At 65.1% G+C, this 14,736-nt stretch carries 15 protein-coding genes; 6 read left to right on the forward strand and 9 right to left on the reverse strand.

Annotation, left to right across the window (positions count from 1 at the left end):
* Nucleotides 1-65 precede the first annotated feature (65 nt).
* Nucleotides 66-416, reverse strand: coding sequence for a sulfate permease (locus tag AB0P18_RS07460; RefSeq protein WP_363359526.1), 351 nt, complete (start codon nt 414-416; stop codon nt 66-68).
* Between the two features lie 80 nt (nt 417-496).
* On the reverse strand, nt 497-3,982 hold the full coding sequence (gene mobF / locus AB0P18_RS07465; RefSeq protein ID WP_363359527.1) for a MobF family relaxase: 3,486 nt from the start codon (nt 3,980-3,982) through the stop codon (nt 497-499).
* A 1,019-nt stretch (nt 3,983-5,001) separates the two neighbouring features.
* On the opposite strand from mobF, the gene nrdH reads away from it, so the two are divergent.
* Genes nrdH through AB0P18_RS07480 form a run of 3 tightly spaced genes read left to right on the forward strand, consistent with a single transcriptional unit; the run spans nt 5,002 to nt 5,660 of the window.
* Complete coding sequence (gene nrdH, locus AB0P18_RS07470) at nt 5,002-5,247, forward strand: glutaredoxin-like protein NrdH (RefSeq protein ID WP_292861916.1); 246 nt, start codon at nt 5,002-5,004, stop codon at nt 5,245-5,247.
* Between the two features lie 3 nt (nt 5,248-5,250).
* Complete coding sequence (locus tag AB0P18_RS07475; RefSeq protein ID WP_363359528.1) at nt 5,251-5,445, forward strand: hypothetical protein; 195 nt, start codon at nt 5,251-5,253, stop codon at nt 5,443-5,445.
* An 11-nt stretch (nt 5,446-5,456) separates the two neighbouring features.
* Entirely contained in the window at nt 5,457-5,660 is a 204-nt protein-coding gene (locus tag AB0P18_RS07480) for a DNA-binding protein (protein ID WP_292861920.1), read from the forward strand.
* An 81-nt stretch (nt 5,661-5,741) separates the two neighbouring features.
* On the opposite strand, the gene AB0P18_RS07485 is transcribed toward AB0P18_RS07480, so the two are convergent.
* Nucleotides 5,742-6,137 (reverse strand): heavy metal-responsive transcriptional regulator, encoded by a 396-nt coding sequence (locus AB0P18_RS07485; protein WP_363359529.1) that lies wholly within the window; start codon nt 6,135-6,137, stop codon nt 5,742-5,744.
* Between the two features lie 54 nt (nt 6,138-6,191).
* Between AB0P18_RS07485 and AB0P18_RS07490 the strand changes: the two genes are divergently transcribed.
* The gene (locus AB0P18_RS07490; protein WP_292857073.1) at nt 6,192-6,506 is read left to right on the forward strand and encodes a thioredoxin family protein; all 315 of its coding nucleotides are present in this window, start codon (nt 6,192-6,194) and stop codon (nt 6,504-6,506) included.
* Nucleotides 6,503-7,855, forward strand: coding sequence for an NAD(P)/FAD-dependent oxidoreductase (locus AB0P18_RS07495; protein WP_363359530.1), 1,353 nt, complete (start codon nt 6,503-6,505; stop codon nt 7,853-7,855). The genes AB0P18_RS07490 and AB0P18_RS07495 overlap by 4 nt, the downstream gene beginning before the upstream one ends.
* 414 nt (nt 7,856-8,269) lie before the next feature.
* On the opposite strand, the gene AB0P18_RS07500 is transcribed toward AB0P18_RS07495, so the two are convergent.
* The 6 genes from AB0P18_RS07500 to AB0P18_RS07525 all read right to left on the reverse strand — a co-directional run bounded on the left by AB0P18_RS07500 (nt 8,270) and on the right by AB0P18_RS07525 (nt 12,939).
* The gene (locus tag AB0P18_RS07500; protein ID WP_292857079.1) at nt 8,270-8,902 is read right to left on the reverse strand and encodes a recombinase family protein; all 633 of its coding nucleotides are present in this window, start codon (nt 8,900-8,902) and stop codon (nt 8,270-8,272) included.
* On the reverse strand, nt 8,899-9,657 hold the full coding sequence (locus tag AB0P18_RS07505; RefSeq protein ID WP_292857082.1) for a Fic family protein: 759 nt from the start codon (nt 9,655-9,657) through the stop codon (nt 8,899-8,901). The genes AB0P18_RS07500 and AB0P18_RS07505 overlap by 4 nt, the downstream gene beginning before the upstream one ends.
* Nucleotides 9,650-9,853 (reverse strand): hypothetical protein, encoded by a 204-nt coding sequence (locus AB0P18_RS07510; RefSeq protein WP_071043057.1) that lies wholly within the window; start codon nt 9,851-9,853, stop codon nt 9,650-9,652. The genes AB0P18_RS07505 and AB0P18_RS07510 overlap by 8 nt, the downstream gene beginning before the upstream one ends.
* A gap of 163 nt (nt 9,854-10,016) precedes the next feature.
* A complete protein-coding gene (locus AB0P18_RS07515) occupies nt 10,017-10,940 on the reverse strand; it encodes an AAA family ATPase (RefSeq protein WP_363359531.1) in 924 nt (307 codons plus the stop codon).
* Nucleotides 10,927-12,363 (reverse strand): Mu transposase C-terminal domain-containing protein, encoded by a 1,437-nt coding sequence (locus tag AB0P18_RS07520; protein WP_060920705.1) that lies wholly within the window; start codon nt 12,361-12,363, stop codon nt 10,927-10,929. The genes AB0P18_RS07515 and AB0P18_RS07520 overlap by 14 nt, the downstream gene beginning before the upstream one ends.
* A 9-nt stretch (nt 12,364-12,372) precedes the next feature.
* Complete coding sequence (locus tag AB0P18_RS07525; RefSeq protein ID WP_363356474.1) at nt 12,373-12,939, reverse strand: recombinase family protein; 567 nt, start codon at nt 12,937-12,939, stop codon at nt 12,373-12,375.
* 168 nt (nt 12,940-13,107) lie between these two features.
* Here AB0P18_RS07525 and AB0P18_RS07530 point away from each other — a divergent pair, with 168 nt between their 5' ends.
* Nucleotides 13,108-14,616, forward strand: coding sequence for an MFS transporter (locus AB0P18_RS07530; protein WP_363356472.1), 1,509 nt, complete (start codon nt 13,108-13,110; stop codon nt 14,614-14,616).
* The last annotated feature ends 120 nt before the right edge of the window (nt 14,617-14,736 follow it).

Here is a 14,736-nt window from a genome sequence, read left to right on the forward strand (position 1 = left end):
GGCTAGCGGTGACGGGATGGCCACGATGCCGCAACAGCGGGCTGATGCGCGTTCGCGCGTCGCGGTCAGCCGACTGACATCGTCTCGGTCGAAGCCACTTCCGCATCGCGGTACCGCCGCTCAAGTGCCCGCACGCGCACCAGTCGCATGAGCGTGATTGGCCCGTTCACCACGAACTTGAGCGCGTTCCACAGGCACAGCAGCACGAGCAGGTTGATCCATCCCGGTGCGCCGCCGGCCACCCACTGTGCGAGCGCGGCGGCGATCACGATGTAGACGACGGCAATGAGCATCGCGGGCACGCCCCACTTCAGTCCGCGGCGAGTGTGCGTGGCGCGGATCAGGAGGTTCGTCGGCATGCTCCGCTGGAAGAACGCGTAGATGCGACTCACGAATGCAGTCAGCAGTTGGAACATGGTCCAGGCCTCTCCTTCAGGCGTGGGCTGGTGTTGCGCCCAGGGTACGCCCGCGTCTCGGCTCGCTGATAGAACCTCGACTACAGGCTGTGGACGGGCCGCAAGCGGGCTGGCGTCGGCCGAGGCTGTGCAGGAGAGGCACCACGCGATAGCCCGATCGCGCGATCCCGCGCCACGGCGGCGGCCGCAGCATCCATACGTTGGTTCGGCGAGGAGGCTGGAGCGCCGAGTGCGTCATCCTCGAAAACGCCGTACCGGTCACGATACGCCGCGACGATGCTCGCTTGCCGACGCCAAGCACCCGCCTGCGCCGCGTCGACGGGAATGCGCCCGAGCGACGCGATCCAGTTCTCTCGCGACGTAAGTGCGGCATCGACCAGCACCGACGCGCGCTCCTCGATCAGATGTGCTCGTTCGTCGAGGGCACGCCGCATGTCGACATCCATCTCCCCCATCGCCGCAGGGATGAGGCCGGCGATCAACCGGCGTCCGCTCCCCCGCGAGCTGCCACTCGACGGCTGAGACAGAACTCGCTCGAGGCGTTCGTGGAGCACGGCCGCGGCATCCTGCGCATCTTCGAATCCACGCGCAGACGCGATGCGTGGGAGCAGCGCGTCGATGTTGTGGCCGAGCGCTTCGGCGCGTCGAAGGCCGGCAGTCAGTGCACCGAACGCGTCCGAAGCGATCATGGCCTCGGCCAAAGCGGCTGGCAGTCCACACGCATGGACGAGGTTCGTCCACCGCGCCCGCTGCGCGGACGAGGCGATCGTCTCGTACTCGGCGGCGAGCTGCGCGATCGACCCCCAACTCTCTTGCTCGACGACGAGCGTCTCGTGGGCCGACTGTTCGGCTCCCACATGGCCAAGTACGCCCACGAGGACGTCGCGGGCCGTCGCATCCGGACGATTGCCGGGATGGCGGGCGGAGTGATTGTCGTCGGGACGAGATGTGACCACGTAGGCAGTGTTCGATGCTCTCCCCCGCGTCATCGCGACGTACAGGTTCTCGCGCGTCGTTCCAGTCTCGATGACTGCGTGCGCCGTGTCGGTCGTGATGCCCTGTGCGCGGTAGGCGGTCACCGCGTAGCCGAGGTCGACGTTCTCAGCCACATACTCGGCAGGCAGCCAGAGCGGTCGAGCCCCGATGCGGTCTGTGTTTCGCACACGCAACGAGCCATCGCGACGAATCGCGATGACCCGCCATCGCGAACCGTTGCGCACCCAGTTGCCTCCAGATCGCAGGCGGCGGTCGTTCTTTCGGGTTATGACGACGTCGCCCACGGATGCTGCCGCGTCATCCCGCAGCGGGGCTTCGGCGCTGGCATCCACGACGCCGGAAAGGATCAGCTCGGCGCGCGCACGTCGGTTCAGTGCACCGACCGCTTCCCCCGTGTCGGCGACGAGCACCGACGACATGCCGGCGGCCATGTCTTGTAGCCACGCACTGTAGGCCGCGTCGGACATGGCATCGGCATCGCCGCCAATGATCCTGTCGTGCGCGCCGTACTCCTCCAGGGCCTGCAGTCGCCCGTTGCGGAGGTCGAGGGATGCGTCCTTCTCCCAGGCGTGCCGGAAGCGATGGACGTCTGCGAGCTCGGGAGCATCGGAACGTGCTTCGACCAGCATCCGGAACGCGCCGCCTGCATCGACCGACTGCAACTGCGCCCAGTCCCCCACCAGAAGGACCTTCGCACCCGCGTGCATTGCGACAGTGCAGATGCGATCAAGCGTCAGAGTGCCAGCGAGGGATGCTTCGTCGATGATGACGAGCTGGCCGGCGCGCATCGACGAGCGCCCTTGGCGATTGTCCTGCAACCACTTGGCCGTGTTCTCGGTGGCGATACCGAGGTCGTCGGCAAGTTCGCGAGCTGCGGCAGCGGAAGGCGCGAGCCCGATGACCGAGCCGCGCCCGTGCTCGTGCTCCCACGCAAGTCGAAGAGCATGCATCGCCGTCGTCTTGCCTGCACCGGCCGGGCCGATCAACACATCGAGCTTGCGCGACGAGGTTGCGATTGAATGCAGGGCGTTGCGCTGATCCTCTCCGAGGACGATCCCGTGATTGCGACGCGCTCGCTCGGCGTGCTCGAGGGTTGCAGCGCCGACGACCGGCCCGGCGGTTGATTGCGACGCGGCGAGCAGTCGCTCCTCCGCATCCAGGAGTGTGATCGACGAGTAGCGCTCGGAGTTCCTCGGACGGAAGACGCTCGTGCCATCCGCACGTCGAAACTCGGCGGGCGAGAGTGCAAGCTCGGGCGGCGTGAGCCGAACGGAGCGTTGCTCCGCGGCATCCGTGATCATGCCGACGATCGCCTCGCGGTCCTCGGTCGCGATGAAGCGCCATCCCATCGTCTGCCGCGCGGCTTCGGCGTAGAGGTTCCAGTGACTCCAGGTCGAACGGCGCTCGCTTGCGGCCTCGACCACGCGCGCCGCGAGTTGGTTCAGGATGCTGTGCGACACGTCTTCGGCGCGCAACGGTGTCGGGGCATCCGCATCTCGAAGCACGCCTCGAGCCCATGCCGTCGCGTTGCTTCCGAGCAGTCGGCTTGCGCGGACGCGCCAATCGTGAGTGAGATCCGCGAGCGATCGGAGTTGCTTTTCGGGGCGAGTCGACAGCGTTGCCTGCTGGCGTAGCCGGATGACCGTGACCTTCGACGGCGTACGCCCGTGCGCGGCGATGTACTCGTCGATGAGCCGATCCTTCTCGATGTCAATGTGACGCGAGCGCGACGAGAACTCGGCTACGAGCTCCTCGGGAACGGCTGCGATCGCCCAGACCGGGTTGCGATTGGCTTCGCGCTCGCGCCGCTCCCACCCGACGCCGAGCGCACGCGTCAGGTGGTCGGCGAACACGGCGTTGTGCAACTCGGAGAGAGCCACGGTCGCCGCATGCAGCGGTCGTCCGTCGAGCGAGCGCCACTTACCGTCGAACACCGTGCGCACCTTGTTGCTCACTACGACGTGCGTGTGCAACTGCGGGTCGCCCGCGCGCGAGTCGAAGTGATCGAAGGCTGCGGCGATGAAGCCGGTGACTTCGACCTGCGCGACGGCACCGTTGCGTGCTGCTTCGCCAGCACGGGTCGCGGCAAGTTCGCGCTCCATGAAGGCGAGCACATCATCGATGGCGTTGTGATGTGCTTCGGCGATCTTCGCTTGAGTGTCGGCATCGGCGATCGCCCACAGCACGGATGCCGACTTCGGCAGCGAGAAGGTGAAGTCGTAGCCGGCCACGGCGCGGCGGCGCGTCTGCTGCGAGGTTGTCGACCCTGGTGAGGTCGCGCCGTCCGGCTCGGATTCGGGGGCCGAATACTCGGGATACGCCCGCCCGAGAGGAGCGCCAGTTCCGGGGTCGCGCCCCATTCCCAGCAGCAGCTCGAGTTGGGCTTCGGAGACCCGCGATCCCGCATCGATCCGCCCGTCGGCAAGGGCCGGCAGCCCGCTCCCGAGCCACCGCCCAGGTGGGGTCCCCGCCTCTGCGTAGTAGCGGGTCAGCGGGGTGGAGAGCGGCCGTTCCCCATCAGCCGCGGCAATCGTGCGGAGGAGGTACTTGTAACCGTCCCCGGCGCTCATCACCCGCATCGACACCGACACACCGGCACCGCCTCTCCTCTGCCAGAGAGGTGAAACGCCGTGCCCGCGTCAGCCGCCGTGGCCCTCGATCTGCAAGACGTGTGGACGCCCACTGGGGTTGGCACAGCGCGGCTCACCGTTCCGACCCAGCCGGGTCCGGATGTGGGACCGTATCGATGGGGATCCGCGTCACAGGCCTTGGCGCCACCCGACGGAGCAGAAGTGGAACTTGGCCGTCGTGCTCTCGGGTGGCGGCGGCGACGGACGGGACCGGTCAGCATCCCGCAGATCGGTCACCTAGGCGAACCCTCCTTCGATCCGGCAGACAAAGGTGAACAGCGGTTCCGCGGGCTGTGTTCGCGACTACCGATGGCCGAACCGTCGCATGCGCCTCAGGTGCGTTCCTCTAGCGCCCGCGCGACCTGCCGAAATTCGTCTGGAGTGATCTCGCCGCGAGCAAGGCGTTCTTCGGCTATCTGACGCGCTGTATTGGCGGCCGACGGCGTCTGTCCCCCGCGCGCAGACGACACTGCCGTCCCGGCGCGGACGATCAAGATGATGAGTGCAGCCAAGATAAGCAGGAGCATGACGCCGCCAAACCACATCCAGCCCCACCCGAAGCCATTTCCATACATCATGAGCCGACCGCCCTCCTAGCCGACCGCTGTGGCCGGGCCTTTGCTCCATCTTGCGGTCGCGCGTGGCCATCGATGTAGGTCGAACGTCCCGCGGAGGCGGGGCCTGCGACCGTAGCAGCCGGGTCGATCTCGGCAATGCCGTTCTGCAGAGCTTCGAGCTATAGGTGTGCTCCGAATGAGCGCGCGGTCCGTTGCGTGGGCAACTTCGTTGCCTTTCGGCCTGTGGATGATACGCGCCGGTTTCGCTGCGGCAAGGGCTTTCGCGGCATATCCTCCCTCGCTGCGCTCGGTCCGGTATTCCACGGTCCCCTGCCTCCGCGCCCCCAACGCTGTAATTCGGCTTTTGCCGAAAGGCAATGAGGTTTGGAGAGGAGAAGTGCCATGAACGATGAACCGCTGACCGTGTACTCCAAGGCCGGCTGTGTGCAGTGCACGGCGACGCTGCGGGCGCTCGATGCCGCCGGTATCGCGTACCGGGTGGTCGACCTCGCCGGTGATCCGGTGGCGCTGGAGCACGTCAAAGAGTCGGGCTTCCTACAGGCGCCGGTGGTCGAGGGCGCCGGCGATCCGTGGTCGGGTTTCCGGCCTGACCGGATCGACGAGCTGGTCAAGTCGAGGGTGGCGTGAGCGATGAGCACGACAGTGAGCTTCGCCACGATCCAGACCACATTCCCCAGCGGCGACGAGGACCACTACCGGTTGTCGCAAAAGGTCGGGGAACGCGACCAACAGCTGCACGACTACGGCCGGCACGGGTACCGGCTCGCGAACACGGTGACGGTCCCCGGAACCGAGCTCGTGACGGTGATCGACACACTCACGTGAGATAACGACTGATGCTGCACGAGCACTCCCCCGCACCCGTTCTGCTCACCCCCCACGAGGCGGCAGCCATCCTCGGCCGCGACGTGGCAGAGCTGCGGCGGTGGCGTGGCCAGAACGTCGGGCCCACGTTCCACGACCTCGGCCGCGGACTCATCCGCTATGCCCGTAAATCGGTGATCGAGGAGGCGAGCTACGACGCCGAATCAAAGCGCTAGCGGAAACCGCTGCACGCACAGATAGTCATCATGACGAGGCATCGCTCCCGAGCACCGCCTCTTCCCCTCCGGAGCTGCTGGCTACTGCGGAATTATGTTGCAAATGCTGCGCTCGGAGCACGTCGCCGGGTCAAGCGTCCGACTTGTCGCGATCATGCCGACCAGTTCCGCCTCGAGGCGGGCGAGTTCTTCTTGCCGTGCCCGGACCTCTGCAAGTTTGCCAGCTAGCAGGGAGTTCACATGTGAGCACGGGGCCCGTCCGGCCTCGCGCAGTTCAAGAACTCCTGCGATGTCGGTCAGCTTCAGTCCGGCCGCTTTAGCGGCGCGGATAAACCCGACACGTGCAACCGCACGGTCCTCGTACGCCCGGTATCCGTTGCCTTCCCGAGTTGGCGCCGGCAGCAGTCCTTCCCGTTCGTAGAACCGGATGGTCTGTGTGCTGACGCCGGTCATTTCGGCGAGATCTCCGATGCGCATGTCTCTATCCCACCACTTGACCTTGCACCTGGCTACAACGTCTATGGTCGGTGGATGGAAATCACGGTGCAGTACTTCGACGGTTGTCCGAACTGGGAGACGATGGCGGAACGGATCTCGGTGATTGCCGCGGAACGTTCCGACCTCACGGTGAAACAACAACTCGTGTCGTCGCAGGCGGACGCGGAAGCGCTCGATTTCCGCGGGTCACCCACGCTCCTCGTCGACGGGGCTGTCTTGTTTCCGGCACCAGATGGGCCGCCAGGCTTGTCCTGCCGGGTCTACCTGACCCCCGAGGGTCTTGCCGGGTCTCCGACCCTGGATCAACTGCGCGATGCCATCGCCCACACGGAAGCGGCGGCGCAATGAGTGACAGGTTCGATCTGGTCGTGATCGGCGCGGGTATGGCGGGAATGACCGCGGCCAACAAGTGCGCCGCGCAGGGATGGCGGGTTGGGATCGTTGATGAACTGCCCTACGGCGGAACCTGCGCGCTGCGCGGTTGCGATCCGAAGAAGATTCTGCGCCGCGGCGCAGAAATCATCGACGCCGCTCAGCTGATGAGCGACACCGGGGTCCAGGAGAACGGGGTATCGGTGGATTGGCCAGCGTTGATGCGGCGGAAACGCGGCTTCACGGACCGTGTCCCGAAGCGGATGGAGGACGAACTCGTCGGCAATGGCGTCACCACCTTCCACGGGCACGCCGAGTTCAGCGGGCCGAACGAGCTCCTCATCGACGGCACTGCCCATCGGTCGGACCGGTTCCTCATCGCCTCTGGTGCGACACCGCGCCCCCTGGTCTTTCCCGGTGCGGAGCATCTGATCGACAGCACCGGGTTCCTGGATCTCGATGAGCTGCCTCGCCGGATGGTGTTCATCGGCGGCGGCTTCATCTCGTTCGAGTTCGCGCACATCGCCGCTCGTGCCGGTGCGGAGTGCACGATCATCGACCGCGGGTCCCGACCGCTGCGGGAATTCGATCCGGACCTTGTCGAACTCCTCGTTACCCGATCCGAAGAGGCTGGCATCCGTGTGCTTCGCAACACAACGGTCACCGGAGTTGGGACCACGCTCGCCGGTTACCGGGTGGGTATCGACACCGCCGGAACAGCCGCCAGCATCGACACCGGCCTCGTAGTCCACGGCGCGGGTAGGGTTCCCAACCTCGACAGCCTGCATCTGGACGCTGCGGGTATTGCCAGCGGTCCACGCGGTGTGACTGTCGCCGCCCACTTGCAAAGCATCACCAACCCCGCCGTGTTCGCCGCCGGCGATGCCGCGAACACGATTGGCCGTCCCCTCACGCCCGTTGCCGTGTTCGAAGGCAAAGTCGTCGCGTCCAACATGATCAAAGGCACCACTACCACGCCCGACTACACGGGCGTGCCCACCACCGTGTTCGCCATCCCTGAGCTCAACCGCGTAGGTCTTCTCGAGCACGAAGCCGCTGACGCCGGACATGAAATCGCCGTCCGTTTCACTGACACCAGCGACTGGTACTCCACCTACCGGGTAGCCGAAACCACCGCCGCAGCAAAGATCATCATTGACACCGCATCGGACCAGATCCTCGGCGCACACCTCCTAGGCCCCGGCCACTCTGAACTCATCAACACCTTCGGCCTCGCCATCAAACTCGGCCTCACCACCCGCCAACTCAAATCCGTTACTGCCACTTATCCCTCCCTTGGCTCGGACCTCGGATCCCTGCTGTAGTAGACCGCGAAATCGCTCGCTGTGACGGGGCGAGATAGCCTTCCATGGTTGGTCTCTGATGAGGACGCAATCCAGGTCCGTTTCGAGGCTCGCCCGGTCCTTCTGACTGGCCAGGATTACGTTCGCCACAGGGCACCGAGGTTGAATCGGCCTGGCGTATACGCGGCATCGGCTGGCTGGGCTTGGACTGCCGGCTACCGATTACCGAGGAGATATTGACGCGATGAGCTCGAATGAACGTTGACACGGCCACCCAGTGCTCATGCTGTGGCAGAACGATGCCGCGGTTCAAGCTGCATGAGTTGCGCGACGGAGCGGCCTACCTGTGTCGCCGATGTGGCCTGTGGATCGCCGTGCGGCTGCGCAACGACAGCGTTCGCTAACGCGCCCTGGCACGGCTGGACGCGAGTAGGTCTATTGCTGGTCGTAGGGAGCAGATGCCTGGAGCGTAGCCGCGCCATGCTGGCGCTCACTAGCTGTCATTTCTGGCTGAGCCATAGCGCGGCGCACGGACGCGGAGCTGACGTGGAGGGTCTTAGCGATCGTTTCCCACGTCGCCGGGGGGTTCTGAGCGCGCATCTGCCGAGCGACCTCGACCCGCTCAGCGCTCATCACCGTTGGCCTCCCACCGACGCGACCCTGGGCGCGTGCGTACTCCAGACCGAGCCGGGTATTCTCCCGGATCGTGTCGACGCGCAGCTGCGCGAACACGGCCACGATGCCGAACAGGGCACGGCCCATCGGGGTCGTCGTGTCGATCACCGGTTCGGTGAGGCTCTTGATATCGACGCCCTTGTCCTCCAGCTCGTGCAGCGTCTCGATCAGGATGCGCTCGGTCCCACCGAGCCGATCGAGGCGGCGCACCAACAGCACATCGCCGGCACGGAGGTAGTCCATGCACGCGACCCACTGCGGGCGATCCTTGACCCGGCTGGAGTCGCCGCGGTCGACGAACACGCGCTCCGCTCCTGCCGCGTGCAGCTCGGCCTCCTGGGCCTTCGGGTTCTGCTCACGCTTGGACACCCGGGCATATCCGACGACGGTCATAAGTCCCTCCCCTGTTCCGCTTCTCGGCCGGGTGTCATCGGCCGGCGCGAGCGGCCCGTCGATGTCGACGGTGCGGAGCGTCCCGGCGCGACGCTGCTGCTCAGGTTGGCGAACGCGCGCAGCTGCTCCATCCGTTCCGGGGTGAGCCGGCCTCCCGCGGCGGGCTGCACGATGCGGTCGAAGATCCCGCGCAGTTCGGTGAAGTTCTGTCGTTCCATCGCGGTACGTGACGCCTGGTCGTTCTCCGCCCCGGTGACTCGGCTCCAGTCGAGGTCGAATCCCGCGCCGGCGGCGATCTGCGTCCAGAAGATTCGTTGCGTGCGGCCATTGCCCTCCCGGAACGGGTGGAGGTAGTTCACCTGGTCGTAGTGGTGCGCCAGGCGATCTACGAACCGGTCACGGTCCAGGCCGTGTAGCTGGTGCTCGACCGCCAGCTCCGCGAACGCGTACCCGGCGCCGGACTCCAGCCGGGACACGGGCATGAAGAACTCCGCGCCCGGGTCGGTGCCCTTGCGGATGTCGACGGTGCGTAGCTGGCCTGCCCAGTCGTAGACGTCCTGGAAGAGCTGCCGGTGGATTGCCTGGAGCTGTCGGAGATCTCCGGTGACGTTCACCGGCCGGGTGATCATCTCGGCCCGTCGCCATTCGGTGAGTTCCGCTTCGGCGCGATCCAGCGTGGCGCGGTCGGTCAGGCCGAGCCGGTTGCGGAGGATGCCCGATTCGGGCTCGAGGTACGGGTCGACGAAATCAGGCAAGGCCCCAGCGGGCGCGTGTGCGGCGTCCGAGCTCGTCGACGTCGAACTCCCCCGCTGCGTAGGCGGCCGCATCGGCTCGGTACTCGGCGCCGGCGGTGAGGCCTTCCATCGCGGAGCTGTGGGCGGCGTCGGCCACGACGCGCTCGCGCAGCTCGCGCTCGGCCGCGGAGATTGTGCTGGCGGTCTTGACGCTCATGGTGGCCTCCCTCGTTGCTTCTAGTCTACCCGACTTGCTCAAAAACCTATAGGGGAGGTTTTGCACCGAATGGGGTTTTGACAAGGGTTTTGAGCACCGGAGCTTCCCAGACATCGCGCGGTGCTGTGAATCGCGGCGATGAATGTCGTGTTTCCCACGCCGCTTACCGTCCGATGAGGAGTGCTTCTTGGGCGGCGTCGACGGCCTCTGGGATGAGGCGTGTCTGCTTGTTGATGTCGAGTATGCGGTTGATCTGGGTGACGAGTCTGTCGGCGAGACGGAAGTTTCCGTTGGTGGCGCGGACGATTGCGGCGAGAGCTGCGGTGTGCGCGAGACCGGAGTCGTCTGGGTCGGGGTCCGGGAGGCGCTGCGCGACAACGGCGGTGAGCTCGTCACTGCGTAGCGCCCGGTACTCGTGAGCGAAGCCGATGCGGCTGTAGAGCTGGGGGTAGCGGGCGAGCCGTTTTTCGATGCCGGGCATGCCGATGAGGATGACGCCCATCCGGTGGCGGTCGTAGAAGTCGCGGACTTGTTCGAGGCCGGCGGTTTTGAGTCGGTCGGCTTCGTCGATGATGAGCAGTTCGGTGTTTCCGCTGTGTTGGGACTCGGCGTGAACGAAAGGATCAACGTGCCCGTGTTCGGCGTAGTCGATGGCCCAGGAGATGTGCTGGCAGGCCCGGGGCAGGCCTTGATCGATTTGCTTGATGGTCGCGGCGACCGTGGGTGTGAAGAATGCCGTGCGGCTTCGTTGCACGGCCTCGGGCACGGGCGGCAGTGAGCCCTTGCCGCGGGAGAGCGGGTACCACTGCTCCCATTCGTCTGTACCGGCGTAGTTGCGTGCGGAGCGTGTCTTCCCGACGCCGGGTGGTCCGTAGCAGAGGCCGATGTAGCGGTGCGATCGGACGGTATCCGCGAACTCTGTAAACCGTCGGTGCTCACGTGTGGTAATGAATGCGGGCAAAGTGTCCGCGAGGGGCGGAGGCGCATCGGTGAACTCGTCGAAATGACCGTTGAGGAATCGGCGTCCGTCATCGTCAGGCGTGAAAAGAAGAGACCGGGGCGTGCTGTCTGGATCAGTCACTGGCATATGTCCTCAATCCGTGTCGCGCGGGAAGTGTCGCGGGCTGGTCGGGGGTTCTGTCGGGGGCCGTTGCGATCTCGGGACGGTGGCGCGTGTCTTCGGGAAGGGAACCCGCATGAGCGGTGAGCTCGCGGAGTTGCTGCTTCAGAGCGCGACGCCGCGCGTTCCTCGCGGTTTGCAGATCAGCAAAAGAGACGGTTTCCGAGGAGCGTTCGGGGGAAATTGCGCGGCAGAGGAATGCGTTGTCGTGGAAGATTCGTATCTCTCCGAGGTCGCGGAGGTCGTACCGCACCGTGACGTCTTCCCCGACGTATGCGGCGAGGACTGGTGAGATGTATCGGGTCGAGGCGAAACGGATCCCGTCGCGTTGCACACGGCGGGGCGTCGCTGCGGTGAGTAGAAGCAGATCGATGTCTTCCGGGCGAGCGGGTGTTCGAGGGATGAAACTGTCGCTGCGCCATCGCTCGTGCGGGGCAGCACCCGTCGATGAGTGGATGCGTTCGTTGTATTCGTCGACGATGAATCGCTCGAGAACGTCATCGAGCTGGTGCAAGGTCAACCTGGGTTCGGTGATGGGCGATCCACCGGTGCCGTGCGGGATGAAGCCGGGCAGGTGCGGCAGCAGCTCGGTCGTGATCGTTCGGTAGAACCGTTCGATCTTGCCGCGCCCCTGTGGGACGCCGATCCGTGAGTGAATCAAGCGCACGTGCACGTCGAGGCACACGTGCTCGATCCTGGTCGAGGTGAAATCGGACCCGTGATCGCTGTAGAGGATGTCCGGGAGGCCCGACACCACCCACTTCGGGTTTCGTTTCCGAGCGACGGCCTGGTGGAAAGCCAATGCGGAATGCTCGGCCGTGGGTGCTGAGACGCTGACCGCGTAGCCCGCGATCGCTCGTGAGTAGTCGTCGAGCACGATCGTGAGCCAGGGGCGGACGGCCTGCTGCCGGTCATCGAGAATCATCACATCGAGCAGAGTGTGGTCCATCTGCCACTGTTCATTCGGCGCAGAGGTTGTGCGGCGGTAGACCAGCTCGAACTTGTCTCGATAGGCCGCGTCCCTGCCGTCCGCGAGAGCGGTCAGGCCCGGGTCGAGCGCGTGCACGATTTCGCGGACCGTGGTGTACCCCGGGACGGATAGTCCTCGGCCCCTGGCGATATCACCGATGCGGCGGTGGATATACGCGATCGTCGGCGCGGGTCGCCGCACAGCAAGCGCCTCAATCGCCTTCACCAGCTCGGCGTCGATGTGCCTCGAACCCTTATCGCTGCGAGGTGCCCGTGAGAGCTGTCCCGTTTCCATCCGGGCTGCCCAGCGTTGCAGGGTCCGTACGGCGACGCCGGAGTGTTCCGCAATGCGCGTCCACGGCACCCCGTCCTGGTGTTGGCGCACAAGCTCGGCTTTCTGCCGATCGCTGAGGTGCGCCATGATTCCTCGTTAGGACCGCTCGACGTGCTCGGCCAGGTGCCGGTAGATCGTGGGCCGGGACACTCCGAACGTGTCGGCAATCTCTTGGACGGTGTGGCCGCCCTCGTCGTACATCGCCCGGGCCTGCCGGATCTTCGTCGGCGTCATCTTGAACTTCGGGCCGCCCTTCCGGCCCCGGGCGCGGGCGGCCGCGAGGCCGTCGTGGGTGCGTTCGACGATGAGGTCGTGTTCGAACTCCGCGATCGCAGCGAGCATGTGGAAGAACAGGCGACCTCCCGGCGTCGTCGTGTCGATGCCCTGCGAGAGTGCCTTCAAACCGACCCCGCGCTGTTGCAATTCGTCCGCGACCTGTTTGAGGTTTCTCACCGACCGGCCGAGCCGGTCAAGTTTCGTCACGACGAGCGAGTCTCCCTCGCGCAGATATCCGAGGGCTTCCGTCAGTGCCGGCCGTTTCGCCAGGGTGCCGGATGCGTGCTCGACGAAAATCTTGTCGCAGCCCGCCGCATTGAGCGCATCCGTTTGGCCGTCGGGATTCTGGTCTCGGGTTGAGACTCGGGCGTAACCGATCGTGGCCATGCCTCAGTGTAACGTGAACGCCGCTTGTTTTACATAGATTGCTGACACGGGTAGTGAGACACGACTCGCCGAACTGGCCGACCAAAATTCCGGATGACTCATGAACGGTCCATCATGTTACTATACTAACCTGTTTGTATAGTAAAGCGGTAGCGAGGAGTCGGATTGATGAGAAGCGATACTGCGCCGAAGCGGCGATGGTGGTTGTTGTTGACGGTAGGCGCGGGTTTGCTCCTCATCACGCTGGACAACTCGATTCTGTACACCGCGCTCCCGACGCTGACCGAGGAGCTGGGCGCTTCGGGGTCAGCCTCACTGTGGATCATCAACGCCTACCCTGTGGTGATGGCGGGTCTGTTGCTGGGTGCGGGGACGCTGGGCGATCGAATCGGCCACCGCAGAATGTTCGTGGTGGGGCTGTTGATCTTCGGCCTGGCATCGTTGGCTGCAGCGTTCTCGGTGAGCCCGGGGATGCTGATCGCCTCGCGTGCGCTGCTGGCCGTGGGGGCAGCAGCGATGATGCCGGCGACGCTCGCATTGATCCGGTTGTCGTTCAATGACGTGAAAGAACGAAACATCGCGATCGCGATCTGGGGAAGTCTCTCAGTTGTCGGCGCCTCGCTCGGCCCGATCCTAGGCGGGTTGCTGTTGGAGCGGTTCTGGTGGGGATCAGTGTTCCTGATCAACGTTCCGGTTGTGGTCGCCGCGCTCATCGGGACCGCGCTCGTCGCGCCGCGTAACGACGCTGATCCCTCCAAGAAGTGGGACCTGCTGTCCTCCATCCAGGCGATGGTGGGCCTCGTGGGCACGGTGCTCTTTATCAAGGAGCTCGCCCATGTACCGCAGAACTGGCCTCTGATTGCAGGTGCTGCAGTGGCTGCAGTGGTCGGGTTCGTGTTGTTCGTACGTCGTCAGCGACGGATGAGTGAACCGCTTTTGGACTTTTCGATTTTCCGCAACAAGGCCTTCACCGGAGGCGTCCTGGCTGCTGCTTTCGCAATGTTCACGATCGCAGGCGCGCAGCTCATCACAACCCAGCGCTTCCAACTCGTGGAAGGGTTCAGCCCCTTGCAAGCGGGTCTTTTGGTTGCAGCGATCGCCCTCGGTGCTCTGCCCTCGGGGTTGCTCGGAGCTGCGTTCCTGGACACGCTCGGCCTTCGACTCATTATTTCCGGCGGCCTCGGCGTTGGCGCCCTCGGGCTGCTGCTGTCGATCACCGCGGTGGCAACAGACACCTTCGCCTTGCTCGTGGCCGGATTCGTCGTGACCGGGCTCGGCCTGGGTGGAGCGTTCTCGGTCGCTTCCTCCGCGATCATGGGCAATGCCCACCCGCGCAAAGCTGGCATGGCTGCGTCCGTGGAGGAGGTGTCGTACGAAATGGGGTCGCTCTCGGCCGTCGCCGTGCTGGGAAGCCTGCTGACGTTTGTGTACGCCTTCACAGTTCAACTCCCCATTGGTTCCCCGGATGCAGCCCGGGAGAGCCTGGCAGACGCACTGGCCGTCGCTGACGGGAACGCCGAGATAATTGCTGCAGCGACCACTGCATTTGACACTGCCTACCTGGTGACGATGATCGTCTTGGGCGTGGTCTTGGCAATCGGGGCCGTGACTACCAATGGTCTACTGCGTGCCTACGGTCGCAACACTCAGGCCATGGAGTTTGCGGAGAACCACTGATGTTCATTCCAGCGAGAGAGGAGCAGCCTGAGTCCCGTGGGGTGGTGGACTTTCCGGCCCTGAGCGTCGTGTCGTTGACGTGAGGGGCCACCGTGCGATGGTCAGTGAGAACGACCAAGT

It is taken from the genome of Microbacterium sp. NPDC064584 (assembly GCF_040687315.1).
Lineage (GTDB): Bacteria > Actinomycetota > Actinomycetes > Actinomycetales > Microbacteriaceae > Microbacterium > Microbacterium lacus.

Excerpts from the sequence above, each read along its gene's own strand:
- AB0P18_RS07460 (WP_363359526.1), bottom strand. The coding sequence starts at position 416 with ATGTTCCAACTGCTGACTGCATTCGTGAGTCGCATCTACGCGTTCTTC.
- mobF (WP_363359527.1), bottom strand. The coding sequence starts at position 3,982 with ATGAGCGCCGGGGACGGTTACAAGTACCTCCTCCGCACGATTGCCGCG.
- nrdH (WP_292861916.1), top strand. The coding sequence starts at position 5,002 with ATGAACGATGAACCGCTGACCGTGTACTCCAAGGCCGGCTGTGTGCAG.
- AB0P18_RS07475 (WP_363359528.1), top strand. The coding sequence starts at position 5,251 with ATGAGCACGACAGTGAGCTTCGCCACGATCCAGACCACATTCCCCAGC.
- AB0P18_RS07480 (WP_292861920.1), top strand. The coding sequence starts at position 5,457 with ATGCTGCACGAGCACTCCCCCGCACCCGTTCTGCTCACCCCCCACGAG.
- AB0P18_RS07485 (WP_363359529.1), bottom strand. The coding sequence starts at position 6,137 with ATGCGCATCGGAGATCTCGCCGAAATGACCGGCGTCAGCACACAGACC.
- AB0P18_RS07490 (WP_292857073.1), top strand. The coding sequence starts at position 6,192 with ATGGAAATCACGGTGCAGTACTTCGACGGTTGTCCGAACTGGGAGACG.
- AB0P18_RS07495 (WP_363359530.1), top strand. The coding sequence starts at position 6,503 with ATGAGTGACAGGTTCGATCTGGTCGTGATCGGCGCGGGTATGGCGGGA.
- AB0P18_RS07500 (WP_292857079.1), bottom strand. The coding sequence starts at position 8,902 with ATGACCGTCGTCGGATATGCCCGGGTGTCCAAGCGTGAGCAGAACCCG.
- AB0P18_RS07510 (WP_071043057.1), bottom strand. The coding sequence starts at position 9,853 with ATGAGCGTCAAGACCGCCAGCACAATCTCCGCGGCCGAGCGCGAGCTG.
- AB0P18_RS07515 (WP_363359531.1), bottom strand. The coding sequence starts at position 10,940 with ATGCCAGTGACTGATCCAGACAGCACGCCCCGGTCTCTTCTTTTCACG.
- AB0P18_RS07520 (WP_060920705.1), bottom strand. The coding sequence starts at position 12,363 with ATGGCGCACCTCAGCGATCGGCAGAAAGCCGAGCTTGTGCGCCAACAC.
- AB0P18_RS07525 (WP_363356474.1), bottom strand. The coding sequence starts at position 12,939 with ATGGCCACGATCGGTTACGCCCGAGTCTCAACCCGAGACCAGAATCCC.
- AB0P18_RS07530 (WP_363356472.1), top strand. The coding sequence starts at position 13,108 with ATGAGAAGCGATACTGCGCCGAAGCGGCGATGGTGGTTGTTGTTGACG.